The organism is Streptosporangium sp. NPDC051022, assembly GCF_040683035.1.
In the GTDB taxonomy this organism is placed as follows: Bacteria; Actinomycetota; Actinomycetes; order Streptosporangiales; family Streptosporangiaceae; genus Streptosporangium.
Map to the genome: position 1 here is coordinate 32,008 of NZ_JBFBCF010000022.1, position 23,914 is coordinate 55,921.

Below are 23,914 nucleotides of genomic sequence, written 5' to 3' on the forward strand. Positions count from 1 at the left end.
TGGCCACGTCCTCACCGCGGCCACGGCAGCCGGGCCGCCAGCCGGAACCCGCCGTCGGCCGTCTTCCCGCACTCCAACCGGCCACCGGCCAGCGACGCCCGCTCCGCCAGTCCGGCCAGCCCCGCCCCCGCCCCGGTCCCCGCGAGGGCGGCCGGTCCGCTGTGAAGCGGGTTGCGCACCTCGACCACCAGCTCGGCCCCTCTCGTTCCCGACACGAGCACTGTGACGGGCTGCCCGGGCGCGTGCTTGCGCGCGTTCGTGAGCCCCTCCTGCACGATCCTGTACGCGGCGCGGCCTACCGCATCCGGCGTCTCGGACAGGCGCACCCCATGATCGGGCAGTTCAACCCGCATCCCGGCCCGCCGCGACTCCTCCACCAGCGCCCCCAGATCCACCCCACCGCCCGACGGCGACGCGGTGTCCGGCGGCGGCGGTGGTGCTGGATCACGGAGGACCGAGACGACGGTCCGTAGCTCCTCCAGCGCCAGGCGGGCGCTCAGCCGGATCACCCCGGCCGCCTCCGCGACCTCGCCCGGCGTCGCATCCGCATTGAACTCCAGCGCCCCCGCGTGCACCACCAGCAGCGACAGCCGGTGAGCGAGCACGTCGTGCATCTCCCGGGCGATCCCGAGCCGTTCGGCACGGCGGGCCTCCTCGGCGCGCAGCCGCTGGTCGGCCTCCGCCCGGAGAGCCCGCTCGGCCAGCGACAGCACCAGCTCCCGGCGGGTGCGCGCCAGCATCCCCCACACGGTCACCGCCACCCCGAACAGCACCCCGACCAGCGCCCACACCGGATACGGCGCAAGCCCGGGCGGCCGCAACGCGAACCTGACCAGCGTCGCCCCCACCTCCGCCGCCCCCACCGCGATCGCCACGCGTGGACGCCGATACAGGGCCGCGATCAGCGCGGCGATCCCCGCCGCCACCGACGCCGAAGCGGCGGGCACCGACAGCGCGATCACCCCCAGCCCCGCGGACACGGGCCACCTCCGGCACAGCCACACCCCCGCGCAGGCCGACGCGCCACCCACCAGGTCGGCGACCAGGTACCAGCCCGGCCCGCCCGCCAGATCCCCCCAGACCACCGCCACCGCTCCGGCGAGCGCGGGCAGGAACCCGCCCAGGCCCACGACCCAGCCGCTCCGCGACCACATCCAGCCGATCCGCGTCTCATCCGCGCTGGTCAGGAACACAACCGCCGATCGTAGCCCGCCCCGGAGTCTCGCGTGAGCAACCGAGGTCACCCGTGGACCACAACCAAAGTCACCGGGAAAGGTGTCCGGAGTGTCCGGCGGAAGCAACCTCGGCTGCCACGTTCCGGCCGTCCGTCGGCAGAGGCAGGCTCCCACCGCCCGGCACGCTGGCCCCATGAACGCATCCGATGTACCGAAGGGTGGCCGGCGCGCCGCGTCGCTGCTCGCGGTGATCACCCCGGTCGTCGCCGAGCTCACCCTGGGCAACCCGCCGCTCAGCCGGATCTGGCTGATGCTCCTGTGGATCCCGATCTACGGCGCCGGAACGGTGCTGATCCGGGAGCTGGTACGACGGCGCCGCGGGGGCTGGCCGTCGATCCTGCTGCTCGGACTGGCGTACGGCGTCGTCGAGGAGGGACTGGTGTTGCAGGCGCTCAGCAGCCCCACCATGTATGGGGCGGCCGGGTGGGCGCCGAGGTTCCTCGGGCTGAACAGCGCCTATGCCGAGCTCAACCTGCTCTACCACGCCGTGTTCAGCGTGGCGCTGCCGATTCTCCTGGTCGACCTGGCGTTCCCGTCCCTACGCGACCGGCCGTACCTGAAGCGGACGGGGGTCGTGGTGGCCGGAGTGGTGTTCGTGCTGGGCGGACTGCTGCTGCGGGTGACCGTGGCGACCTCCATCGACCCCGGCTACCAGGCACCGGTCGCGGTGCTGGCGGGGTGCGTGGCCGCCGTGGCGCTGCTGGCAGTGGTGGCCCTGCGCGTACTCCCGCCCACTGCTCCCACAATGCCCGGTGCGCGCGAGGCGTCCCCTGCACCCGCAGCGCGCGTACCGTCCGCCGCCCTCCAAACGAGGGTGGACGGCATGCGGGCCGGGGCTGTTCCCGGCCCCTGGACGGTGGGGGTCTTCGGGGTTTTGGCGGGGTTCGGGTATCTGGCGCTGCTGTTCCCGTTCGGCGGGGCCGGTCGGCCCGCCTTCACCCACGGCGGCTGGGTGGCGGTGCCGATGCTGGGCGCGGCGGTGGGCGCGGCGCTGGCCGGGTGGCTGCTACGCCGGTGGACGGCGAGCGGCGGGTGGACGGACCGGCACAGCCTCTTCCTGGCCGGTGGGGCGTTGGCCGGGCACACCGCGTTCGGGGTGGTGGCCAACGCCGCCACCCTCGCCGACAAGCTGGAGCTGTCCGCTCTGGGGCTGGTCACGGTCAGCCTGCTGGCGCTGCTCGACCGCCGACGCCCGGCCCCGACGCCGATGAGTTAACCCGAAAAACTCTTCCGCCAGATGTAGAGAACGTCGCCACGACTCCGACTCACCCGCGAAGGCGAAGAGAACAGGAACCGGACATGCGTAAGATCATCTTTTGGGTGCACACCTCGATCGACGGCCACATCGACGGCCCGAACGGCGAGTTCGACTGGCCCGTGATGGGCGAGGAACTGTCGGCGTACTCCGAGGCGCTGAGCGGCCGTTGCGACACCTTCCTGTACGGGCGCGGCGTCTGGCAGGGCATGGTGGCCTTCTGGCCGGACGCCGAGTCGATGTCGGACCACCCGCACGTCCTGAAGTTCGCCCCTCGCTGGCGCGGCACGCCGAAGATCGTCTTCTCGAGGACGCTGAAGGAGACCGACTGGGCCACCCGGATCATCGGCGACGACCTCGCCGGGCAGGTCGCCGAGCTCAAGCGACAGGACGGCAAGGACCTGCTGCTCACCGGCGGCTCCAGCCTGGCCGCCGCGCTCACCGGCCACGGCCTGATCGACGAGTACCACATCGCGGTGCACCCGGTCGTGCTGGGCGGCGGCCGGCCGCTGTTCGTCCCGCGCGACGAACGGCTGGGCCTGCGGCTGGCCGAGTCGCTTACCTGTGATTCGCAGGTGGTGGTGATGCGCTACGACCGCGTCTAGCGGAGTGCGGCAGGGGACGCTCAACGAGGGGTGCCGGTAAGAGACTCACGGTCGTGGTTCGGGGCCGGCTTCAGGAGTCGCGGCGCAGGGAGGACAGGCCCCACAGTTCGGCGATACGCCCGTCACGCACCCGGAAGATCTCCAGCATGGTCGTCGTCTGCCGACCCGGAACGCCGCGCACGCTCGTGCGGACGGCGGCGGTGTTCCCCTCGACGACCATGTCCTCGACGACGACCTGCGCGTCAGGGAAGGCCTCGTGGAACCGTTGCCATGCCCGGGTGACGCCTTCAGGTCCGGTGGTGCTCAGGGGGTGGCTGTAGAAGTCCGTTGTGAAGATCTCCTCCGTGGCGGTGTGCTCGCGGGCGTTGAACGCCGCGTACATGCGCCGTGCGGCGGCCCGCACTTCGTCTGTCATTGGCTTTCCTGTTCGGTCACGTTCGCGCGGACGCGCCGTAGGACGTCCAGCACGATCTCCTGCTGTTGCGCAGTGGAACCGGCGAGCAGCCGCTCCTGGTACGCCTGGTGCGATCGCTCGAGGTCGGCCGCTACCCGCTCGCCGGCGGAGGTCAACGCGGCCAGGGTGTAGCGGTTGTCGGTCGGGTCGAGACGACGCCTGACAAGCCCTTCGGCCTCGAACTCCTTGACCAGCCGGGTGACGCTCGCGCCGTCGACGCCCAGCGCCTGGCGCAGATCGCTGTGGCTGGTCTCACCGTTACGCCGCAGCCGGACGAGCACCTGTACCCGGTGCGGGCTCATGCCCACATGCCGGGCGAACGCCTGCCGCAGATCGGCACACACGCCGCCGAGCTCGCGGAAGAACGTGTCCTCGGACGTCTCTTCATGCACCATCTCTTTATATCGCCAACTCTTGATGCTATCAAGAGTTGGCTTTCGGGGGTCCAAGGTGAATCCGGAAGATGCAATTTCGATCTTGAGGTCTGCCCGCTCGCGGTGACCTTCCAGGCGCCTGCGACGACCGAACCGGCTCCCGGGTTCGTCGGCGTCTCCGACCCGTTAATCGAACGGCCAGTGGCGTTAGCGAGCCGTCCGGGTTCGGGTTACCGCCACTGGCCTGCTCGACCCCGAGTCCGTGGTGGCGGGGGGCTCTGTGCCCGGCGGGTGCGTGTAGGCGGTGGGCGCCGGTGGCGCCCGGCCGGTCGCTCATCCTGATGCTCTGTTGAGGGGATCGAGCCCGTCTGGCGGCCCGTTCCACGGGTCCGGGTAGCCGGGGAGGAACGCCCCGGCGTCCCGGAGTTCGCGGACGATCTGGACGAAGGCCAGGACGGCGGGATCGGTGGTGTCCCGCCGCCATACGATGCGCTGGTCGGCGAGCGGGCTCGGCTCGGTGAAGGGCCGGTACACCACGCCGGCGAACGGCCGGGCCGCGGCGGAGGCCGCGACCGTGATCCCGATCGCCGTGTCGGCGAGGACCAGCGGCAGCAGCCGGTCCAGGCTGGAGATCTCCCGGTGGATCGTCACCACGGTGCCGTGGTCTCGCAGGTGGCCGACGATGTGGTCGTACAGCCAGGGGCTGAGGTCCCGCTCGTGCACGATGATCGGCCGGTGGGAGAGCCGTACGGGATCGACGGCGGCCTCGGCGGCGAGGGGATGGGCGGCGGCCAGGGCGAGGACGAACGGTTCGCGGACCACCAGCAGCGAGTCCAGCCCCGGCCGGGCTTCGACGTTCCAGCAGAAACCGATGTCCAGGCGGCGGTCCTCCAGTGCGGTGAGCTGGTCGGCGGTGGTCATCGGGCACGGCGCCGGCCGCACCTCGGGCAGACGCGCGCGTAGCACGGGGATGACGAGCTGGAACAGGCGGAGGCCGAGGTCCGCGGCGTGACCGATGCGAAGTTCGCCGGCCGGGCCGGCGGCGGCGCGGCGTCCGGCGTCGAGCGCGTGGCGGACGGCGGCCACCGCCCGGCGGGCCTCGGGCAGGAACGCCTCACCCACCGCGGTCACGGTGACCCGGCGGCTGGTGCGGACGAACAGCGGGGCGCCGATCTCCTTTTCCAGCCGGCGAATCTGCTCGCTGACCGATTGCTGGGTGACGTGCATCCGGGCCGCGGCCTTGCCGAAGTGCAGTTCCTCGGCGACCGCGATGGCGTATTCAAGCTGGCGGAGCTCCACGCCTTCATGATTTCAGCGACTTGACAGGCGTGGACAGGATCGACAGGCGCGGCCTGTCGGACATACGGCGATCAGTCGTTGATCACGCTTCGATCCTGGGCTGTCATAAGACAACGGCACCTCTACATCACTCGATTGAAATGCGTGATCAACCCGTGCCCGTACGGAACCGCCGGGTTGAGGTTTCGGATTTCCTTTCCGGGTCGTCAGAGCCGTTCCGCAACGCCTTTGATTGGAGGACTCATGAACCGACTCCGAACATCCACCACCGCAGTTGCGGCGATCATTGCCGTCCTGGTAGGCATCACGCCAACCGGGATGGCGAGCGCCGCCCCGTTATCCCCCAGGCTCGCTCAGCTCGGAGGCGGGATCCAGGTGTCGGAGGTCTACCCCGGGTGCGAGGTGTTCTTCGAAGATCCACACGTGGTGGACGGCAAGGTGCGTTTCAACGGCGGCGCGCGATGCTCGGAATCCGCTCCGGCCACCGTTGACTGGCTGCTCGTCTGGCTCACCCCGCAGAACAACGCGCCCTACGACGAAGCGGTCGGCGAGGGAAGCGGCCCCGAGAAGTTCCACTCTGCGAGCAGCACCGTGCCATGCGTCGACGGCACCTACCAGGGCACCATCTTCGCTTCCGTGTTCGGGAACAAGGGCGTCGACCAGATGTGGGTGGACCGCGAGGTGACCATCGACTGCTGACCGGCCTCAGGTGACACCTCTGCCCATCGAGTGGTGACCGCGTCCACGTTCCGCATGCGGCGATCATGATCCGCGCTGTTGCTCGCATGCCTTCGCCGGCATCGACGGTGGTGGCCGTGCGACGCCGGCGAAGAATGAGAACTTCGCCGATGTGACCCCCTCGACTGCGTCAGGCTGTGGAACACCTTCTGCATGGGCCGGGCGCTCGATCAGCTCAAGGCCGAGGACTATCCGCTGGCCGAGGAAGACGTCGCGCGGCTGTTCGGCCGCCGGTGCCTCCCCGGCCAGGTAGCCGGGTACGAGACGTCGTCAGATGGAGGCGGGTGCCCCGCTCTGGGGTGATGAGGATGGTGTGGAGGACTGGCCTGCGGTCGGGTCCGATGGCCGAGATCGGTGGGTCAGCTGGTTTCGCCGGTTTCGAGCAGGATTTTCAGCAGGTCCTGCGGGGCGTCGCGCATGAGGTTGTGCCCGCTGTCGAGTGCGTGGGTGGTCCATGCGGGGTCCTGGCGTAGCCGCTGGTAGGTGGTGGTGAACGGTGACGGGGTCGGCCATCCTGCCGCATAAACGTAGACGTTGCGGCGGCTGTGGGCGGGGCCGCCGGTGACGCGCAGTGGCTGCAGGAGGGAGGCGAGGGGGTGGGGTGTGGCTCGCGGGTCGAAGAAGGGCATCGGGCGGACCGCGTTGCCGGTCGCGGTGACCTCCAGGTACCACTGCCGTTCGTTGTCGGAGACCAGGTTCCACATGGATTCGCCGTCGCCTGGCACAACGGCGTCCAGGTAGACCAGTGATCTGACGCGCTCGGGCATGCGGTCGGCGACTCCGGTGATCACCATTCCGCCGTAGCTGTGGCCGACCAGGACCGCGTCCTGGAGTTGCTCGGCCGCCAGCACGCCGGTCACGTCCTGGATGTGGGTGTCCAGGTTCACGCCGCCGTGCAGGAGATGGCTGCGCTCGGACAGCCCGGTCAAGGTCAGGAGGTATGGGCGGTGCCCGTGGGAGCGCAACTGTTCGGTGAGCTCGTGGAAGCACCAGCCGCCGTGGCACATGCCGGGAATCAGTACGAAGGTGGTCATTGTCGTTCTCCTTGTCCGGTGGCCGGCGAAGGCCGGCGTGTGGGTGATCCCAGGTTCCGGGTTCGGTGCGTTGCGGTGGCGGGCTGCACGGACGGTCGGTGGTGGCCTGCGGTGGCGGCGATCACCGCTGCGGCCGCGCACAGGATCGCGGTCCAGGCCAGCGTGGCGTCGGTCGAGGTGTGATCGGCCAGGATGCCGGCGATCCACGGACCGGCGGTCTGGCCCACCGCGAACACGGTGGTGAAGGCCGCCAGCGTGGCCGTCCAGTCGGCGGGCGGGGTTCCGGCCTTGACCAGCGCGGTGACGGCGGCGGGCACACTCATGAACGTCGCGCCATAGACGATCGCGGACGCGAGAACGAGGGCCGGGGATACCAGGGCGAGTGCCGCTCCACCGGCGAGCAGGACCAGCAGTACGGCGAGCGCGCTGCCGCCGCGCCAGTGCGTGACGGGACGGCTCCACAGCGCCGGTGCCGCCACGACCGCCGCCCCCAGGGCCGTCCAGATGAGCGTCACCCGCGCGAGGGGGGCGTGGCGCCCGGCGAGGTAGGCGGACAGGAAAGTGATGTAGGTGATGTATCCGGTCGCGAACAGCAAGTAGGCCAGGAGCACGCGCCGCAGAGGGCGCAGTCGCGCTCGTCCGGCGGTGGCGGCCGGCTCCTCCCCGCCGGGGCTCGCGGCCGTCCAGCTCACCAGGGTCGCCAGGCCGGCGGCGACCCCTATGCCGACCCAGGCGATGCGCCAATGGGTGCCCAAAACCCTTTGCGCGGCAGAGGTAGCGGCCGACACACTTTCGGGATGGTCGAGAGCCTGCACACGGACGGGCGCGCCGGCATCGACGCGGGGCTGGTGAGGCGACTGGTCATGACCCAGTTCCCGCAGTGGAGCGCCCTTCCCGTGACCCCTGTCGAGATGGACGGGTGGGACAACCGCACCTACCGTCTCGGTGACGAGATGACGGCGCGTCTTCCCACTGCCGCCGGCTATGCCCCGGCGATCGACAAGGAACATCGATGGCTGCCGATTCTCGCACCGTCGTTGCCTGTTGCCATTCCCAGGCCTCTGGCGAAGGGGGTTCCGGGCGAGGGGTACCTGTTCAGCTGGTCGATCCGCGGCTGGCTGGACGGTGAGACCGCGAGCCTTGACCGCATCGACGACCTGTCCGAATTCGCGACGTCGGTTGCCGACTTCATTCTTGCCCTGCAGCGCATCGACGCGGCGGACGGGCCGCCGGCAGGCGCGCACAGCTTCTATCGGGGCACGTCACCGGCTTACTACGACGATGAGACACGCCGCTCCCTCGCCGTGTTGGACGGCCGCGTCGACACCACCCGGACATCAGCCGTGTGGGACGCCGCCCTCAAGGCGGCCTGGTCCGGGCCGCCGGTGTGGTTCCACGGCGACGTTGCGAGCGGCAACCTGCTGGTCAGGAACGGAAGGCTGGCCGCCGTCATCGACTTCGGGACATCAGGGGTCGGTGATCCCGCCTGCGATCTGGTGATCGCGTGGACGATGTTCTCGGGCGACAGCCGGGAGGCCTTCCGCAGCGCTGTCGGTCAGGATCCCGCCATGTGGGCGCGGGCTCGCGGCTGGGCCCTGTGGAAGGCGCTGATCAGCCTGGCCGAGGACATCGACAGGGACGAGAGGAAAGCTGCGGGCAACCGCCGCGTCATCGACGAGGTCCTGGCCGACCACGATCGTGCCGGCTGACTCCACCGGGACCTGCGATCGAGCCCACGTAGGGGGCGCAGGTTCTCGGTGGGTGCTCAAGTCCCCACTCCACCGGCTCTCGCTCCAGGTGGAGCCATACCTCTGCAGAGCGTCCTCCCTCCAGCACATGGCTGCGCGTGGGGTCGGTCAACATCCACCGGTCGACGGTCGCGGTGCGCCAGCAGTCTCCGCTCGCAGGGGCCTTCTCCATGGCGACGGCAGCCGATCGCCGAGGACGTGCCGCCCCCACCGGTAAGCCGCCCTCGGCGTCATCGCCGTCGATGGACCCCGTCGCCCCTGTCCCCGTGCGGGCGCAGGTCACGCGCTCCGATCGGTCCCGCTGAACAGCCTGTCCAGATGCAGATCGATCGCGGTGAGCGCGTCCCGGGGCTCGATCACGTCCAGTTCGATCAGGGGGGTGAGGCCGGTGAGGGCGAGGAGCAGGTTGGTCTCGGTCGCCGGGTCGCGGTCAGGGTCGATGTGCCCGTCGGCGACCGCATGGCGGACCAGCTGCTCGATGAGGGCCCGTCCCTGGACGAGGCCACGGCGCGCCTGCTCGTGGACGGCCTCGTCGTGCAGCGCCTCCAGGACGTAGGCGGCGCTCATCCGGCTGGTCGCGCGGGCGTCGGCATGCAGGGGGAGCATTTCCACGAGCGTCAGCCGCAGCACGTCCCGGGGGTGCGGACGGTCACCGAGCTTCTCGAGGCCCTGGCCGACGCGCAGCGAGGTCTGCTCGGACGCGAAGTCCATGGCGAAGGAGAGCATGGCGGCCCGGGAGGCGAAATAGTGCTGCAGCTGCCCGAGGGAGATGCCCGCCTCCTGCGCCACCACGCGCATCGTCAGATGCGCGACGCCGCGCTGCTCCACCACCCGCCACAGCGCGCGGGCGATCACTTCGCGGCGTCCGCGGTGATCCACCTGTTTCGGCATCGCCGGCCTCTTCCTCGTACCCCGGAGCCTTTCCCATACGGTTGACATAATACAGTTGACCTATAACCCTGGAGTCCACTCGGGGAAGGAAGCGTCATGCCTGAACGGCCAAGGGTGCGGACCACGGAAGGTGTGGTGCAGGGGCGCCGGCGGCGGGGGCACGCGGTGTTCCGCGGCATCCCCTATGCCCAGCCCCCGGTGGGAGCGCTCCGCTTCGCCGCGCCCGCCCCGCCGCACCGCTGGGAGGGGACGAGGCAGGCGGCAGAGTTCGGCCCCGCGGTACCGATGTCCCTGCCGGGCGACGTGGGTCCGCCGCAGGGCACGGACTGGCTGACGCTCAACGTCGGCACTCCGGATCCGGGCGCGGCCGGACTGCCGGTGCTGGTGTGGATCCCCGTAGGCGGCTACATCTCGGCGGCGTCGAGCGACCCGATGTACGACCCGGCAGTGCTGGCCGAGGCGGGACTCGTCGTGGTGACCGTCAACTGCCGCGTGGGCGCGGAGGGTTTCGCGTTCCTCGGCGACGCGCCGCCCAACCGCGGATTCCTCGACCAGATCGCGGCGCTGGAGTGGGTGCAGCGGAACATCGCCGCCTTCGGAGGCGACCCCGGCCAGGTCACCGTGGCCGGACAGTCTGCCGGGGCGGGGTCGGTCGCCGCCCTCCTCACGATGAAACCGGCGCGCGGCCTGTTCCGGCGGGCCATCGCCCACTCGGTGCCGGGGCTGTACAGCACCCCCGCGCTGGCACGGCAGGTCACCGCCGCGCTCGCGGACCGGCTCGGCGCGGCGGCCCCCACCGCTGCGGCCTTGCGCGACATCGACCCCTGGCACCTGGCCGCAGAGCTCACCTCCTTCAACGCCGGCCTCCATGCACACCGGGAGAGCTGGGGCCGTCTCACGGAGACCGGCACCGCCCTGTGCCCCGTCGTCGACGGCGAGGTCCTCCCCGAAGCGCCCTGGCCCGCGCTGACCGGCGGGCGCGCGAGCGGGACCGAGCTGCTCGTCGGCCACACCCGGGACGAGTTCCGGCTGTTCAGCGTCATGAGCGGCCGGCAGGGCACCTTCACCGAGCAGGACGCCCGTACAGCCCTGGAACTGCTCGCCCCCCAGCCGCACGGCGCGGAGGCGTACCGTGCCGCGTTTCCGCAGGCCGGCCCGGAGGAGCTGGTGGAGACGGTGTACTCCGACGCCCTCTTCCGCATGCCGTCACAGAAGCTGGCCGAGGCGAACGCCGCAGCCGGCGGCACCTCGTACCTGTTCGAACTGCGCTGGACCGCCCCGGTCCTCGGCGGTGCCCTGGGCGCCTGCCACAGCCTCGACGTCCCCCTGGCGTTCGGCACGCTGGACAGCCCCGTCGGCGCGCAGCTCATCGGCGACGAGCCCACCCCCGAGGCCATCGCGCTCGCCCACGAACTCAAGGGGGCATGGATCCGCTTCGTCACCACCGGCGACGCGGGATGGGCCACCTACCGACCCGACCAGCAGCTCACCCGCGTCCTGGACGCCGAGCCGGAGACTCTGCCCTACCCCGAACAGGCCTCCCGCCGGATCTGGGAAGGCCACTCCCCCGCCCCCTTCGACCTCTCGTAGGCCCGGAGCCCGGGGGTGTGGTGGCCAGGCCGCTCCGGTCCATCGCCTGTACCCGGTCGAACCATGACACGAACCCGAGCGGCTCCCTTCGGGCCCGGCCGCCGGTGCCGCCCGCAGAGCGGGGATCACGGCGCGCCCGCCAGTACCGAGGCCTGAGATATGGACTAGCTGTGTGGCGCATAGTACTGTGTGCCACATGGTGACAGAAGGTGTGTACGACAAGCTCGAACTGGAGCTGCGGCGTGGCGTCGTCGTCCTCGCCGCACTGTCGCAGCTGCGCACCGCGCGCTACGGCTACGAACTGCGCCAATCGCTGACGGAAAGCGGCATGCCGATCGAGGAGGGCACGCTCTACCCCCTGCTCAGGCGGCTGGAGTCCCAAGGCGTGCTGACCAGCGAATGGCGCACCGACGGCGGCCCGCCACGCCGCTACTACGTGCTCAGCGCCGACGGCCTGGAGCTGTATCGACAGCTCACGGCCTCATGGCGCGGACTCAACCACACCATGGATCTTCTCCTGAAAGGCGGAGAGCACCCGTGACCCCCGACGACCTCATCCAAAGTTATGTGGACGACGTGGCCAGGCTGCTGCCGCGGGCGCAGCGGCGCGACGTCGGCTATGAGCTGCGCAGCCTGCTGACCGAACAACTCGCCGCCGAAGCCGAGCAGGCGGGCCGCCCCGCCGACGAGGCGATGGCCACCGCCCTGGTGCTCGGCTACGGCCGTCCCGCCGAGACCGCCGCGAGATACCGTCAGCCGCTGATCCTCGTCGATCCCGCCGACTCACACCGATTCGTCAGGCTCGCCGTAATCGGTGTCGCCGTCATCTGGGTGCTCGGCCTGCTCGACACACTCATGCAGCATCCGATCGCGTCGGCAGGCGACCTGCTCGGCGCGCTCGGTCAGTGGTGGACCGACTCCGGCGTGGGCGCGCTGTGGTGGCCTGGCGTGCTCGTGGCCGGTTTCGCCACTGCCGCGTGGTGGCGCCGTGCCCGGCCAGGTGCCGTCGCGTGGCGGCCTCGCCGCTTCGGGCGCGATCAGGTCAGCCGCCTCGGCTGTCTGGCCGCCGTCGTCGCAGGAGGAGTGGGGTTGTTCCTGCTGTTCAACGGGGACGTGCTGCTCGGGAGCCGGGCCGCGCCCGAAGCCTACCGGGCGCTGGCGATGGACGAGGGGTTCCTGCGTGAGCGCGCGCCCTGGCTGGTGGCGGTGATGGCCGGGCACTTCGCGCTGTACGCGGTGCTGATCGTCCGTGGGAGGTGGCAGCCGCTGACCAGGCGCATCGAGATCGGGCTGACACTCGCCGCGTGCGCGGTCTTCGGCTGGGTCACCTTGGCGGGTGCGATGTTCGCCGCCGAGCCCGCCGACCAGATCGTGAAGGTCGTGCTGGTCGCCTCCATCATCGTGGGCCTGCTCGACGCGGCACGCAAGCTCTACCGTGAGCTGCACACCGAGCCCTATCGGCCGATCACCTGATCTCCTCCGACGTGGTGCACCTGGAACAGGCGCGGGCCTGGTTCGGCCTACCGTAGCGGGAGATGGAGCCCGCCGGCACCGAACACCGACTGCAGTGGCTTGCCTCCGGGGCTCGCGTACGTCCCCGCCACCGGTGGCCGCGCTCAGTCGCCGGCCAGGGCCCCGCCCAGAGGGGTGCGCTCGTAGTGCACGGATCGGCCGGTCCGCGTCCGCGTGACCAAGCCGGATTCGCGCAGCACGGCCAGGTGGCCGCCGACTGCGCCCAGGCTGAGACCCAGCTGGCGGACCAACTGCGTGGTCGTCGCCGGTACCGCGAGCGCCCGCAGCACCTGCGCGCGGTGCGGGCCGACCAGCCGCGCCAGCGCCGCCGCACCGCCCTGCGGGGGCGGCGGCCCGAGCAGGTTCGCGACGCCACGCGCCGGATACACCAGGGCGTACGGCCAGGGCGGCTCGACGTAGCTGATGAGGGTGCCGAAGACGGTCGGCATCAGCAGCAGTCCCTTGCCGCCCAGCCGGTGCCGCTCCCACTCGTTCCGGGGGCTGGTGCGCACCTCGATCACACCGTCGGCCCCCTCGGAGCGCCAGCTCACCCGCGGATCCAGGTCGGACAGCGCCGCGGCCCAGCCGTACATGGCGAGGTGCCCGGCGCGGTGCACCAGGTCGCGCTCCAGCACCGTACGCAGCCGCGGCCAGTCGGGCTCGACCAGCGCGTGCCAGGTCGCCTCGATCGCATCCGAGAGCCGGGTGAGCACGTCCGGGGCGGCCAGGATCTGCTGGACGTGGCGCGGCGGCGTACGCAGTCCGGCCAGGTTGCGGGCGATCTCCGCGCGGACCTGGCGCAGCGGGGTCGCCCGCACCGCGGCGAGTTCGACGGCGAAGTCGTCGCCGGGGCCCGAAGGCGGAGGATGGATGAAGTCGGCGTTGTAGCCGCCGCGGCGGAACAGCGTTGTCAGCGCCCCGACCGCGGGCGTCTCGCAGAGCAGCCGCGCGTACCGCGGCGCGATGCGCTCCGCCCAGGGCCGCAGCGGCCCGGCCGGCTGCTTGCCCGCCGCGACCCGCAGCGCGTTCATCGCCTCACCCAGCGGCGAGATCCCGTAGCGGGTGTGCGCCACGTCGACCGGCCCGACTTCGATGGCAAGCATCTTTCGCCTCCACGCGAAAGCTTAACGGCTCCGCCCGCACCGCCCCGAGACTGGCCCGCATGACGACACTCCAGGCCGCACCGGCGCGGGCCACCTACCGCGAGGTGTTCGCGGTACGCCGGTTCCGCGTGCTGTTCACCGGCTACACGCTCTTCCTCGGCGGCGAGACGGTGAAGATGCTCGCGCTCTCGGTGACCGTCTACGCCGGCACCGGCTCGCCCCTGCTGGCCGCGCTGGCCTACGTCGCCGGCTTCCTGCCCTACGCCCTCGGCGGCACGCTGCTGCTGGCGTACGCCGACCGGTGGCCGCCGCGGGCCGTGATGGTCGGCTACGACCTGGTCCGCGCCGTGGTCGCCGCTGTGCTCGCCGCCGGGCTGCTCTCCCCCACCGCGACGCTGGTGCTGGTGTTCGTCACCGGTATCCCCAGCGCGGTCGCCTCCGCGGCGCGCAGCGCGCTGCTGCCCGAACTGCTCGACGGCGACCGGTACGTGCTCGGCCGGGCCGTGTTCTCCATGGCCGCCGGCGGCACTCAGGTGCTCGGCTTCGCCGTGGGCGGGATGCTGATCGCGGCGCTCGGCCCGTACGGCGCGCTCTGGATCACCGTGGCGAGCTGCCTGCTGTCCGCCGCGCTGCTGCGCCTGCGGCTGGCCGAGCAGCCGCGCCGCGGCACGGCCGCAGGGTACGCGGTACGCGAGACCTGGCGCGTCAATCGTGAACTGCTGCGCCGGCCGGCGATCCGTTCGCTGCTGCTGGCCCAGTGGCTGCCGCCCGCGCTCGTGGTCGGCGCCGAAGGCGTGCTCGTCCCGTACGCAGTCGAGATCGGCATGCCGGACTCGGCCGGGCTGCTGTTCACCGCCGTGGCGCTCGGCATGCTCACCGGCGACCTCGTGATCGGCCGGCTGGTCACCCCGGAACGAAGGGAACGACTGGCCGGGCCGCTGGCACTGCTGCTCGGCGCGCCGCTGCTCGGGTTCGTGCTCTCGCCCGGGCCGGTCATCGCGGCGCTGCTGCTCTCCGTGTCCGGGTTCGGGGTCGCGTACCAGCTGGGGCTGGCCCGGCGCTTTTTGAAGGCGGTGCCGGAGGCGAACCGAGGCCAGGCCTTCGGGCTGGCGCTGACAGGGACCATGACGTTGCAGGGGCTGTTCGCGGCCGGCGGCGGGGCGCTGGGCGAGGTGTCAGCGCCCGGCCTGGTCGTCGGCGCGGCGGGCACGGCGTCCCTGCTGGCCGTATTGGGTCTCTGGCGTGTGCTCGCGTCGCCGAGGGCGTAAGTCAGGGCTCATGAAACACCGGCGGCATCAGCCGGCAGGCGTGCCGGGTTTCCCGCCGATGGACTCCTGATAGATGTCCGCGTAGGTGCGCGAGTCCTTGATCAGGTCGTCGCAGAAGGCGGCGACGTCGTTGCCGATGAGTTCCAGGACTCCCCTGCCGGCCGCGACGCCCTCCTCGAAGAAATCGAGGATCCCTGAGAGCAGGGGCCCGTCAAGCAGGTCGACCGGTCCGACCTTGAAGATGTACCTCTGAATCTCCTTGTAGACGATCTGATAGTCCGGCGGTAGCGCCTTGACCCGCGCCATGTGCGCCCGCCACTGCCTCTTGCCCTCGATGATGTCCTGGATGCCCACGTCAGCCTCCTAGCCGGCCCAGTTTCCTTGCGACGTTCCTGTTCAACTGCTCGCGCCACCGGTCGCGATAGCTTCGAGCGCCTTCTCCGCCGGCCAGTGCCGCGCAGAAACCCCCGATGTCGTCACCCAGCACCTCGTGAATGCCCTGCCCGTCGGACGCTGTCTCTTCGAGCAGTCCCAGAGCACCGTCGAGAATCGGCATCAGGTTTCGGCCTGTGAAGTCCGAGTAGGGAGAAAGATGACCCTTGATCTCTTCCCACGCCGCCCGGTGGCCGGCCGGCAATGCCTCGGCCCGGGCTTCGAAAGCCTTCCATTCCCTGGTGAGATCGCTGCCTGTCATGGTCTCCCAGAAGTTCATCTCCCGCCCTCCCTGAGCTTGTCGATCCGTGATGTGATGTACTCCCATTTCGCCCAGAACGTTGCAAGCTCTTCGCGCCCCGCATCGTTGAGCGCATAGAACTTGCGCGGCGGGCCCAGCCCGGACGGTCGTTTCGTCGCCTGGACGAGCCCTTTCTTCTCCAGCCGCAGCAGGATGGTGTAAACCGTCCCCTCGACGACGTCGGCGAAGCCGAGTTCGTTCAGCCGGCGCGTGATGGCGTACCCGTAGGTCTCCTCGCTGCCGATGATTTCAAGCACACAGCCCTCAAGCGTGCCCTTCAGCATCTCCGTCAGGTCGTCCATCGTTGGGTCCTCTTCCGCCCTCTCCAGTACTCGGTGCCACTGAGTACCAGTACACGGTACCACATAGTAGTGAAGCAAGTCACAGGATGGGCCGCCGCCCACATCGCCGTCTGTTCCCGAGAGGGCGACGCACGGGATGATCGCCGGCACCCCCAGCCGCCTGCACCATGAACACCAGGCTGGACCTTCGAGCCGGCTTGAAGGTCTACCCTTGCTGACACACCCTTTTCCGAGGTCACAGCCCGGTCCGGCGCACCCGCGACCACGCCGCTGCACGCTCCTGGGGGAAAAGCGACACCTACGCCGCCCTTAGGACGAGACGAACGAAGGAACACCGTGACCATGAGCCGAGCCGTGGAGTGGTGGGACAAGCACCAGATCCCCCTCTACCTGGCCGCGATCACCACCGGCGCACTCGCCGGACTCGCCGCCCCTCAGGCCGCCCCGGCACTGGAGCACACGATCAACCCGGTGCTGGCGCTGCTGCTGTTCGCGACCTTCCTCGCCGTGCCGATGGCCGAAGTCGGGCGCGCCTTTCGTGACGTACGCTTCCTCACCACGGTGCTGGCGGCGAACTTCGCCGCCGTACCGGTGCTCGTCTACGGCCTGTCCCGATTCGTCGCCGACGACCGAGGCCTGACGCTCGGGCTGCTACTGGTGCTCTTGACCCCCTGCATCGACTACGTGATCGTGTTCACCGGCCTGGCCGGTGGAGCCCGCGCACGCCTGCTGGCCGCCGCACCGCTACTGATGCTCGTGCAGATGCTCCTGCTGCCCGTCTACCTGCCGGTGTTCGCGGGCTCGGACGTGCTCGCCGCGATCGAGACCACCCCGTTCCTGGAAGCGTTCCTCGCGCTCATCGCCGCACCACTGGCCGCCGCGGCCATCGTGCAGGCACTCGCACGCCGGCATCGGGCCGGCCGGATCACCGAGAAGATCACAGCCGGGGCCATGGTGCCGCTGATGATGACCACCCTCGCCGTCGTCATCGGCTCCCAGATCGCCGCCGTCGGCTCCCAGGCCCTGACCCTGGCACGCCTGATCCCGCTCTACGCCGCCTTCGTGGTGCTCGCCGTGGCCGTGGGCAAACTCGCCGCCCGTACGGCGCGTCTCGACGTCGCGGCCACACGGGCGGTGATGTTCTCCTCCGCCACCCGCAACTCCCTGGTCGTGCTGCCGCTCGCCCTGGCCCTGCCCGCCGCACTCGACATCGCACCCCTGGCGGTGGTCACGCAGACGCTGGTCGAACTGGTGGCGATGATCGTCCTCGTCCGCGCCGTCCCCAGGCTCGCACGCGAACCACACAAGGTGGACACTCCCATGCCGACAGGCCGCTGACACCCCTCGCCGTCAGAGCGGAAACGCCGCGGCGGCCTCGTGTCGTAGAACCAGAACGAGAAGTGTCGCAATCAGAGTCGCGATCAGCAACCAGCTGATCATGATGATGACTGTCGCCCGACGCGGCACCCCGGACAGGCGCGCCTTCTGCCGCCGGAGCCGACGCCCGCCACGACCCCGCTCCCTACGCTGGACACGCTCGTTGAACGACTCCAGCCGCGCTGCCAGCCGTGGGTCCTCATCGATGAGGTGACGCTCGATCTGCAGCAGCATTCGCTCCTCGTCTTGCGACCAGGCCATGCCGTACCTCCCCGGAACGCAAGGCGTGTGCCGGTTTCCTGCCCAATCATAAAGATCGTTATCCATTTCCATGGCCGTGATTTACCGCTTCTTTCCAAGCACTCCACCTGCCCCCTCACCAGGCCGGACCACCGCCGGGACCGGCGGCCCACCGCCCACGACAAGCGTGAAATCATGATCGGACACGACGACCGGCGCGAACCCCCCGGTCAACCGATCACGGAGTGACACGATGTCCGCCTACCTGCGATTCCCGACGATCTCCGGCGACACAGTCGTCTTCGCCGCCGAAGACGACCTGTGGATGGTGCCCGCCACCGGCGGACGGGCCTTCCGGCTGACCGCCGGAGTCGCAGAGGCGGCCTACCCCCGCTTCTCACCGAACGGCGACCAACTGGCCTTCACCGGCCGCGAGGAAGGCCCGGAAGAGGTCTACGTGATGCCCGCCGACGGCGGAACCACCCGGCGGATCACCTACCACGGAGCCGCCACGACCGTCACCGGCTGGGACCCCGAAGGCGCCATCCTGTACGCCAGCGACGAATCCCAGCCCTTCGAAGGCCACAGATGGCTGCACCGCATCCTGCCCGACGGCATCCCCGAGCGACTGCCGTACGGACCGGCCAACTCCATCTCCTACGGCCCGCAGATCGTACTGGGCCGCAACACCTCCGACCCGGCCCGCTGGAAGCGCTACCGAGGCGGCACCGCCGGCGACCTGTGGATCGGCCTCGAACGATTCCGGCGGCTCATCACACTGCCCGGCAACCTGGCCTCCCCCTGCTGGATCGGCGACCGCGTCTACTTCATCTCCGACCACGAAGGCGTCGGCAACGTCTACTCCTGCACCGCCGACGGCGACGACCTGCGCAGACACTCCGACCACGGCGACTACTACGCCCGCAACCTGTCCGGCGACGGCCACCGGCTGGTCTACCACGCCGGAGCCGAGCTCTACCTGATCGAGAACGAAGAATCACACCACGTCGAAGTACGCCTGCACAGCTCCCGCACCCAGCGCAACCGCCGCTTCGCCCCGGCCGAGAACTTCCTCGACAGCGCGACCCTCACCCCCGACGGCAGCGGCCTGGCCATCACCACCCGAGGCAAGGCGTTCTCCTTCGCCGCCTGGGAAGGCCCCGTCCGCCAGCACGGCGCCCCCTACGGCGTCCGCTACCGCCTGCTGAACTGGCTGAACGACGGCCAACGACTCATCGCCGCGGCCAGCGACGACAGCGACCGCGAAGTGCTGGTCGTGCTCACCGCCGACGGCGGCACCGAACCAGCACGACTCGACCACCTCGACACCGGCCGCGTCACCGCACTGGAGGTCTCCCCCAAGGACGACCGCATCGCCGTCGCCAACCACCGCAACGAACTGTTCCTGATCGACCTGCCACAGGAAACCGACACAACCACCGAAGCCCGCGCCACCCTGATCGACAACAGTAGATTCGGCACGATCGAGGACCTCACCTGGTCCCCCGACGGCCGCTGGCTCGCCTACGCCTGCCGCGACACCGCGCAGACCACCGCCGTCAAACTGTGCCGCACCGAAACCGGCGAAACGTTCTTCGCCACCCGCCCCCTCCTCTGGGACTCCAGCCCCAGCTTCGACCCCGGCGGCGACTACCTCTACTTCATCGGCCAGCGCGTCTTCAACCCCGTCTACGACGAACTCCAGTCCGCCCTGGGCTTCCCCCTCGGCTCACGCCCCTACGCCATCGGACTGCGCACGGACGTCGGCTCCCCCTTCGTCCCCCAACCCCGGCCACTCCAAGACGACGAGGACGACAAGAACGACGACGAAGAGGAGGAGACCGAGATCGTCATCGACCTCGACGGCATCGAAAACCGCATCGTCACCTTCCCCGTCCCCGAAGGACGCTACGACCGCATCGCCGCCATCAAGGGCAAAGCCGTCTACCTCACCTTCCCCGTCGAAGGCAGCCTCGGCGACGACTACGCCGACTCCTCCGACGGCACACTGCACGTCTACGACCTCGCCACCCAGAAACAGGAAACCCTGGTCGGAGACGTCTCGGAGTTCCAGCTCGGCCGCGACGGCACCACCCTGCTCTACCAGTCAGGCAAACGCCTGCGCATGGTCAAGGCAGGCGAAACCCCCGAGGACGACGACACACCAGGCCGTACAAGCGGATGGATCGACCTGTCACGAGTCAAAGTGTCCATCCGCCCCGAGGCCGAATGGCGGCAGATGTTCCGCGAGGCCTGGCGGCTGCAACGAGAGAACTTCTGGGCACAGGACATGGCCGGCATCGACTGGGACGGCGTCTACGAACGCTACCTGCCACTGGTCGACCGGATCACCACCCGAGGAGAGTTCTCCGACCTGCTGTGGGAGGTGCTCGGCGAACTGGGCACCTCCCACGCCTACGAGAGCGGCGGCGCCTACCGCTCCCGCCCGCACTACCGGCAGGGCAAACTCGGCGTCGACTGGTCCTACGAGGACGGCCTCTACCGAATCGCCGGCATCGTCGGCGGCGACCGCTGGGACCCCGAGACGACCTCGCCACTGAATCGCCTGGGCGTGGACGTACGGCCCGGCGACACGGTGATCGCCGTCAACGGCCAGCCCGTCGGCCCATCGGCGAGCCCGGACGAACGCCTGGTCAACCAAGCCGACCAAGAGGTCCAGCTCACCGTCAGACGCGGACAGGACAAACGAACCGTCACCGTCAAAGCCATCGGCGACGAGCAACCGGCCCGCTACCGCGACTGGGTCGAAACCAACCGAGCCCACTGCCACCAGCGCAGCGGAGGACGAATCGGCTACCTGCACATCCCCGACATGGGCCCCGACGGCTACGCGGAGTTCCACCGCGGCTTCCTCACCGAATACGACCGCGAAGGCCTGATCGTGGACGTGCGCTTCAACGGCGGCGGCCACGTGTCGGCGCTGCTACTGGAGAAACTCGCCCGCCGCCGCCTCGGCTACAACTTCCCCCGCTGGAGCGTGCCCGAACCCTACCCCGACGAATCACCGCGCGGCCCAATGGCCGCGATCACCAACGAATGGGCCGGCTCAGACGGCGACATCTTCAGCCACACCTTCAAACTACTCGGCCTCGGCCCGCTGATCGGCAAACGCACCTGGGGCGGAGTGATCGGCATCTGGCCCCGCCACCAACTGGCCGACGGAACGGTCACCACCCAGCCGGAGTTCTCCTTCGCCTTCGACGACGTGGGCTGGCGGGTGGAGAACTACGGCACCGACCCCGACATCGAAGTGGACATCACCCCGCAGGACTACGCCCACGGCGTGGACGCCCAGCTCGAAAAGGCGATCGAGATCACCCTGGAACGCCTGATCATGTATCCCCCACACACCCCCAACCCCGCCGACCGCCCCCGGCTCATCGTCCCCCGCCTTCCACCCCGCTGAACCCACCCGGCCCCGCCGGAGAATCCCCCCTGCCGTCGTAGTCCCGCTGCGACGCGTAGGTCAGGATCATGTACTTCACGGTCTCTCCTCTCCGCCGGCGCCCGCCTGCCGCAGGCGCCTCTCACCAGAGACGTCGGAGCCGCCGACCCGCTCCGGACACCCGTCCGCCACCGGGTCGCGAAAAGTTTTCCCCGTCTGCGCGTCCGAGGGCGGAGAGCCTGCGAGCACACGGTAACGCAGGCCGCCGGACCGTGCCTTCTCCCCTTGGTGGCCTGGTTTTTGTGGCTGGATTGTGTTTTTCGCCAACCCCACCCCCTTTACAATGTAGATTATTAAAGGGGGACGGTATCGAGCGATCGAGCGGGCGGGGCCGTCAGCCCCGGCGTGCGGGCTCGGGCACCGGCTCTTCGAACCAGTCGCGGATCACCGGATAGGTCCTCTGCGCGATCAGCCGCTGCCCCGCGGCGTTGGGGTGGAAGAAGTCCCATCTGCTGACGTGGTTCAGCGTGAAGGGGCAGTCGAAGAGGGCGTTGCCGTCGAACCGGCAGGCCGGGCCGTAGGCGGCGCAGACCCGGGCCAGGGCGGCGTTGTAGCCCACCACCCGGGCGCGCACCCGGTCACGGCGGGCCTGGTCGGCCCGCTCGGTCGAGGTCGGACTGGCCAGCATGGTGGGACAGATCCGGCCGACCGCCCAGAAACCACGCGCCACCAGGTTGTCCTTGCCGACCCGCCACAGCCGCTTGATGTCGGGGATGCTGGCCACGAACACCCTGCCGTCCGGGCGCCCCGCCCGGAACCGCGTCAGCGCCTCGGCCACCCGCTTCTCGTAGACCGCCACCGGTGTCATCCGCCGCTCCTCGGACGCGCACGCGTCCTGGGCGCCGACCAGCACCGTCACGTAGTCGGCGCCCAGCTCGACCGCCTCGGCCACCTGACCCGCCAGGGCGGCGCTGGTCGCCCCGGGGACAGCGAGGTTCACGTTGTGCCCGACGACCCCCTCGTCCAGGTCCAGCAGTCTCATGTAGTGGCTCTGCACGGCCGGGTCCTCCCCCGCCGACCAGGAGTTCGACGGGCAGGTGACGTACCAGCCGCAGGCGTTGAACCCGGCGGTGATCGAGTCTCCGAGCGCGGCCATCACCACCGGACGCCACACCTGACCGGTGTCCGCCGCCGAGGGGGCCGTCCACAGTGCAGTCCACAGTGCCGAGGACAGGGCCGTGGACACGGTCACCGCTGTGAATGCGGTCACAGTCCTGCCGCGCATGACACCTCCGTCTGAGAGATCGCCTCTGCCTCGGATCTATCACCGCAGGACAGCGGGGTGCCCTCCGTTGACCGAGCGCCTTGGTTTTCTTGACAGAGCGTGGCGGCCCCGCTCAGCGGGGACCGGGCGCCGAACACGTTCAGTTCGCGGCATAGAGTGTTCCGGGTGAGTGTCGCGCTCGGACTGACCCGTCCCCTCTTGGTGAGAACCGCCCTCGTCGACGATCCCGGCGACCTGCTCGCACGGCTGCCCGACGAGGCCGCCCCGTACGCCTGGATCAGGCACGGTGAGGGCCTGGCGGCGTGGGGGGAGGCCGTGCGGGTGGCGGTGCCCCCGGGTTCAGGACGTTTCGACTGGGCCCGCAGCTGGCTGTCCAGCCTCTTCGACGAGGCCCACGTCGACGACCGCGTCGGCGCCCCCGGATCGGGTCCCGTCGCCTTCGGCTCCTTCACCTTCGACCCGGACGCTCACGGATCGGTCCTCGTCGTCCCCCGGGTCATCCTGGCCCGCCGCGACGGCCGCGCCTGGCTGACCACCATCGGAGAGGAACGGCTCGACCTGGTCACCGCGCCGCGCACCCCCGGCAGGATCCGCTACGGCGACGGCAGCCTGACCGCCCCCGAATGGGCGCACGCCGTGGCGCTCGCCGTAGGGCAGATCAGGTCCGGCCGCCTGGAGAAGGCCGTGCTGGCCCGGGACCTGACCGCGACCGCCGACCGGGCCATCGACGTCCGCGTGCTGCTGTCACGCCTGGCCCACCGCTACCCCGAGTGCTACACCTTCTCCTGCGCGGGCCTGGTCGGCGCCACCCCCGAGCTGCTGGTCAGGCGCACCGGCGAGACGATCGAGTCGCTGGTGCTGGCGGGCACGACCCCGCGGGGCACCGACCAGGCCGACGACATGGCGCGCGGGGCCGCGCTGTTCGCCTCGGAGAAGGACCGCTACGAGCACGCCTGCGCGGTCGAGTCGGTGCGCGAGGCGCTGACCCCGCTCTGCTCGGAGCTGAAGGTGCCCGAGGAGCCCGAGCTGCTGCTGCTGTCGAACGTCCAGCACCTGGCCAGCCCGGTGAGCGGGCGCCTGGCCGCCGGGACCTCGGTCCTGGACGTAGTGGCCGCCATGCACCCGACCGCCGCCGTCGGCGGCACGCCCACGCGGACGGCGCTGGAGGTCATCCGCGAGCTGGAGGGCATGGACCGCGCCGGTTACGCGGGCCCGGTCGGCTGGATCGACGCCAGGGGCGACGGCGAATGGGGCATCGCGCTGCGATGCGCGCAGATCGAAGGCTCCCGGGCCCGCCTGTTCGCGGGCTGCGGCATCATGGGCGACTCCGTCCCCGCCGCCGAGCTCGCCGAGGCCCAGGCCAAGCTGCGCGTCATGCAGTACGCCCTGGAGGGGGGGTAAGCCGGCGGCCCCCGCCTCCCCCGGCGGCGCCGTACGCGCGGATCGGGCCGGGGAAGCCCTCGCG

General features: G+C 70.2%; 24 protein-coding genes. 11 read left to right on the forward strand and 13 right to left on the reverse strand.

The features are described 5' to 3' along the window. Window positions 1-11 precede the first annotated feature (11 nt). Entirely contained in the window at window positions 12-1,193 is a 1,182-nt protein-coding gene (locus AB0N02_RS30220; protein ID WP_363953321.1) for a histidine kinase, read from the reverse strand. Between the two features lie 175 nt (window positions 1,194-1,368). On the opposite strand from AB0N02_RS30220, the gene AB0N02_RS30225 reads away from it, so the two are divergent. Both AB0N02_RS30225 and AB0N02_RS30230 read left to right on the forward strand, forming a co-directional pair. Continuing rightward, window positions 1,369-2,451: a hypothetical protein gene (locus AB0N02_RS30225; protein ID WP_363953323.1), complete on the forward strand. Its 1,083-nt coding sequence runs from the start codon at window positions 1,369-1,371 to the stop codon at window positions 2,449-2,451. 83 nt (window positions 2,452-2,534) lie between these two features. Further along, a complete protein-coding gene (locus AB0N02_RS30230; protein WP_363953325.1) occupies window positions 2,535-3,095 on the forward strand; it encodes a dihydrofolate reductase family protein in 561 nt (186 codons plus the stop codon). A gap of 70 nt (window positions 3,096-3,165) precedes the next feature. Here AB0N02_RS30230 and AB0N02_RS30235 read toward each other — a convergent pair whose 3' ends face one another. From AB0N02_RS30235 to AB0N02_RS30245, 3 genes are all read right to left on the reverse strand, one after another. Continuing rightward, window positions 3,166-3,510 (reverse strand): nuclear transport factor 2 family protein, encoded by a 345-nt coding sequence (locus AB0N02_RS30235; RefSeq protein WP_363953327.1) that lies wholly within the window; start codon window positions 3,508-3,510, stop codon window positions 3,166-3,168. Further along, entirely contained in the window at window positions 3,507-3,941 is a 435-nt protein-coding gene (locus AB0N02_RS30240) for a MarR family winged helix-turn-helix transcriptional regulator (RefSeq protein WP_363953329.1), read from the reverse strand. Before AB0N02_RS30240 ends, AB0N02_RS30235 begins: the two co-directional genes overlap by 4 nt. Window positions 3,942-4,256: 315 nt before the next feature. Next, a complete protein-coding gene (locus AB0N02_RS30245) occupies window positions 4,257-5,222 on the reverse strand; it encodes a LysR substrate-binding domain-containing protein (RefSeq protein ID WP_363953331.1) in 966 nt (321 codons plus the stop codon). A gap of 375 nt (window positions 5,223-5,597) precedes the next feature. On the opposite strand from AB0N02_RS30245, the gene AB0N02_RS30250 reads away from it, so the two are divergent. Further along, complete coding sequence (locus AB0N02_RS30250) at window positions 5,598-5,921, forward strand: hypothetical protein (protein WP_363953333.1); 324 nt, start codon at window positions 5,598-5,600, stop codon at window positions 5,919-5,921. 398 nt (window positions 5,922-6,319) lie between these two features. Here AB0N02_RS30250 and AB0N02_RS30255 read toward each other — a convergent pair whose 3' ends face one another. After that, complete coding sequence (locus tag AB0N02_RS30255; protein WP_363953335.1) at window positions 6,320-6,994, reverse strand: alpha/beta fold hydrolase; 675 nt, start codon at window positions 6,992-6,994, stop codon at window positions 6,320-6,322. Continuing rightward, window positions 6,991-7,749: a YbfB/YjiJ family MFS transporter gene (locus AB0N02_RS30260; protein ID WP_363953337.1), complete on the reverse strand. Its 759-nt coding sequence runs from the start codon at window positions 7,747-7,749 to the stop codon at window positions 6,991-6,993. The genes AB0N02_RS30255 and AB0N02_RS30260 overlap by 4 nt, the downstream gene beginning before the upstream one ends. A gap of 42 nt (window positions 7,750-7,791) precedes the next feature. Here AB0N02_RS30260 and AB0N02_RS30265 point away from each other — a divergent pair, with 42 nt between their 5' ends. After that, a complete protein-coding gene (locus AB0N02_RS30265; protein WP_363953339.1) occupies window positions 7,792-8,703 on the forward strand; it encodes an aminoglycoside phosphotransferase family protein in 912 nt (303 codons plus the stop codon). A 318-nt stretch (window positions 8,704-9,021) separates the two neighbouring features. Here AB0N02_RS30265 and AB0N02_RS30270 read toward each other — a convergent pair whose 3' ends face one another. Further along, window positions 9,022-9,633: a TetR family transcriptional regulator C-terminal domain-containing protein gene (locus AB0N02_RS30270; RefSeq protein WP_363953341.1), complete on the reverse strand. Its 612-nt coding sequence runs from the start codon at window positions 9,631-9,633 to the stop codon at window positions 9,022-9,024. 96 nt (window positions 9,634-9,729) lie between these two features. On the opposite strand from AB0N02_RS30270, the gene AB0N02_RS30275 reads away from it, so the two are divergent. The 3 genes from AB0N02_RS30275 to AB0N02_RS30285 all read left to right on the forward strand — a co-directional run bounded on the left by AB0N02_RS30275 (window position 9,730) and on the right by AB0N02_RS30285 (window position 12,696). Next, a complete protein-coding gene (locus AB0N02_RS30275) occupies window positions 9,730-11,223 on the forward strand; it encodes a carboxylesterase family protein (protein ID WP_363953343.1) in 1,494 nt (497 codons plus the stop codon). Between the two features lie 196 nt (window positions 11,224-11,419). Further along, entirely contained in the window at window positions 11,420-11,764 is a 345-nt protein-coding gene (locus AB0N02_RS30280; RefSeq protein ID WP_363953345.1) for a PadR family transcriptional regulator, read from the forward strand. After that, complete coding sequence (locus AB0N02_RS30285) at window positions 11,761-12,696, forward strand: hypothetical protein (RefSeq protein ID WP_363953347.1); 936 nt, start codon at window positions 11,761-11,763, stop codon at window positions 12,694-12,696. Before AB0N02_RS30280 ends, AB0N02_RS30285 begins: the two co-directional genes overlap by 4 nt. Before the next feature lie 143 nt (window positions 12,697-12,839). Here AB0N02_RS30285 and AB0N02_RS30290 read toward each other — a convergent pair whose 3' ends face one another. Further along, window positions 12,840-13,838, reverse strand: a complete 999-nt coding sequence (locus AB0N02_RS30290; RefSeq protein WP_363953349.1) for a winged helix-turn-helix domain-containing protein — start codon at window positions 13,836-13,838, stop codon at window positions 12,840-12,842. A gap of 59 nt (window positions 13,839-13,897) precedes the next feature. On the opposite strand from AB0N02_RS30290, the gene AB0N02_RS30295 reads away from it, so the two are divergent. Next, the gene (locus tag AB0N02_RS30295; RefSeq protein WP_363953352.1) at window positions 13,898-15,106 is read left to right on the forward strand and encodes an MFS transporter; all 1,209 of its coding nucleotides are present in this window, start codon (window positions 13,898-13,900) and stop codon (window positions 15,104-15,106) included. A gap of 27 nt (window positions 15,107-15,133) precedes the next feature. On the opposite strand, the gene AB0N02_RS30300 is transcribed toward AB0N02_RS30295, so the two are convergent. Genes AB0N02_RS30300 through AB0N02_RS30310 form a run of 3 tightly spaced genes read right to left on the reverse strand, consistent with a single transcriptional unit; the run spans window position 15,134 to window position 16,141 of the window. After that, complete coding sequence (locus tag AB0N02_RS30300; RefSeq protein WP_363953354.1) at window positions 15,134-15,460, reverse strand: DUF1048 domain-containing protein; 327 nt, start codon at window positions 15,458-15,460, stop codon at window positions 15,134-15,136. A 1-nt stretch (window position 15,461) separates the two neighbouring features. After that, on the reverse strand, window positions 15,462-15,818 hold the full coding sequence (locus tag AB0N02_RS30305; protein ID WP_363953356.1) for a DUF1048 domain-containing protein: 357 nt from the start codon (window positions 15,816-15,818) through the stop codon (window positions 15,462-15,464). Next, window positions 15,815-16,141 carry a PadR family transcriptional regulator gene (locus tag AB0N02_RS30310; protein ID WP_363953358.1) on the reverse strand — a complete coding sequence of 109 codons (327 nt, stop codon included), beginning with the start codon at window positions 16,139-16,141 and terminating at the stop codon, window positions 15,815-15,817. The genes AB0N02_RS30305 and AB0N02_RS30310 overlap by 4 nt, the downstream gene beginning before the upstream one ends. A gap of 342 nt (window positions 16,142-16,483) precedes the next feature. Between AB0N02_RS30310 and AB0N02_RS30315 the strand changes: the two genes are divergently transcribed. Next, window positions 16,484-17,479 carry a bile acid:sodium symporter gene (locus tag AB0N02_RS30315; protein ID WP_363953360.1) on the forward strand — a complete coding sequence of 332 codons (996 nt, stop codon included), beginning with the start codon at window positions 16,484-16,486 and terminating at the stop codon, window positions 17,477-17,479. Between the two features lie 12 nt (window positions 17,480-17,491). Here AB0N02_RS30315 and AB0N02_RS30320 read toward each other — a convergent pair whose 3' ends face one another. Then, on the reverse strand, window positions 17,492-17,779 hold the full coding sequence (locus AB0N02_RS30320; RefSeq protein ID WP_363953362.1) for a DUF3040 domain-containing protein: 288 nt from the start codon (window positions 17,777-17,779) through the stop codon (window positions 17,492-17,494). A 232-nt stretch (window positions 17,780-18,011) separates the two neighbouring features. On the opposite strand from AB0N02_RS30320, the gene AB0N02_RS30325 reads away from it, so the two are divergent. Beyond that, window positions 18,012-21,185 carry a PDZ domain-containing protein gene (locus tag AB0N02_RS30325; protein ID WP_363953364.1) on the forward strand — a complete coding sequence of 1,058 codons (3,174 nt, stop codon included), beginning with the start codon at window positions 18,012-18,014 and terminating at the stop codon, window positions 21,183-21,185. A 373-nt stretch (window positions 21,186-21,558) separates the two neighbouring features. Here the strand turns inward: AB0N02_RS30325 and AB0N02_RS30330 are convergent, their stop codons facing one another. Continuing rightward, on the reverse strand, window positions 21,559-22,449 hold the full coding sequence (locus tag AB0N02_RS30330) for a GDSL-type esterase/lipase family protein (RefSeq protein WP_363953366.1): 891 nt from the start codon (window positions 22,447-22,449) through the stop codon (window positions 21,559-21,561). 156 nt (window positions 22,450-22,605) lie between these two features. On the opposite strand from AB0N02_RS30330, the gene AB0N02_RS30335 reads away from it, so the two are divergent. Continuing rightward, window positions 22,606-23,850, forward strand: a complete 1,245-nt coding sequence (locus AB0N02_RS30335) for an isochorismate synthase (protein ID WP_363953368.1) — start codon at window positions 22,606-22,608, stop codon at window positions 23,848-23,850. Window positions 23,851-23,914: the final 64 nt, after the last annotated feature.

Excerpts from the sequence above, each read along its gene's own strand:
- AB0N02_RS30255 (WP_363953335.1), bottom strand. The coding sequence starts at position 6,994 with ATGACCACCTTCGTACTGATTCCCGGCATGTGCCACGGCGGCTGGTGC.
- AB0N02_RS30270 (WP_363953341.1), bottom strand. The coding sequence starts at position 9,633 with ATGCCGAAACAGGTGGATCACCGCGGACGCCGCGAAGTGATCGCCCGC.
- AB0N02_RS30325 (WP_363953364.1), top strand. The coding sequence starts at position 18,012 with ATGTCCGCCTACCTGCGATTCCCGACGATCTCCGGCGACACAGTCGTC.
- AB0N02_RS30280 (WP_363953345.1), top strand. The coding sequence starts at position 11,420 with ATGGTGACAGAAGGTGTGTACGACAAGCTCGAACTGGAGCTGCGGCGT.
- AB0N02_RS30305 (WP_363953356.1), bottom strand. The coding sequence starts at position 15,818 with ATGAACTTCTGGGAGACCATGACAGGCAGCGATCTCACCAGGGAATGG.
- AB0N02_RS30310 (WP_363953358.1), bottom strand. The coding sequence starts at position 16,141 with ATGGACGACCTGACGGAGATGCTGAAGGGCACGCTTGAGGGCTGTGTG.
- AB0N02_RS30235 (WP_363953327.1), bottom strand. The coding sequence starts at position 3,510 with ATGACAGACGAAGTGCGGGCCGCCGCACGGCGCATGTACGCGGCGTTC.
- AB0N02_RS30290 (WP_363953349.1), bottom strand. The coding sequence starts at position 13,838 with ATGCTTGCCATCGAAGTCGGGCCGGTCGACGTGGCGCACACCCGCTAC.
- AB0N02_RS30225 (WP_363953323.1), top strand. The coding sequence starts at position 1,369 with ATGAACGCATCCGATGTACCGAAGGGTGGCCGGCGCGCCGCGTCGCTG.
- AB0N02_RS30315 (WP_363953360.1), top strand. The coding sequence starts at position 16,484 with ATGAGCCGAGCCGTGGAGTGGTGGGACAAGCACCAGATCCCCCTCTAC.
- AB0N02_RS30330 (WP_363953366.1), bottom strand. The coding sequence starts at position 22,449 with ATGCGCGGCAGGACTGTGACCGCATTCACAGCGGTGACCGTGTCCACG.
- AB0N02_RS30320 (WP_363953362.1), bottom strand. The coding sequence starts at position 17,779 with ATGGCCTGGTCGCAAGACGAGGAGCGAATGCTGCTGCAGATCGAGCGT.
- AB0N02_RS30265 (WP_363953339.1), top strand. The coding sequence starts at position 7,792 with ATGGTCGAGAGCCTGCACACGGACGGGCGCGCCGGCATCGACGCGGGG.
- AB0N02_RS30295 (WP_363953352.1), top strand. The coding sequence starts at position 13,898 with ATGACGACACTCCAGGCCGCACCGGCGCGGGCCACCTACCGCGAGGTG.
- AB0N02_RS30275 (WP_363953343.1), top strand. The coding sequence starts at position 9,730 with ATGCCTGAACGGCCAAGGGTGCGGACCACGGAAGGTGTGGTGCAGGGG.
- AB0N02_RS30230 (WP_363953325.1), top strand. The coding sequence starts at position 2,535 with ATGCGTAAGATCATCTTTTGGGTGCACACCTCGATCGACGGCCACATC.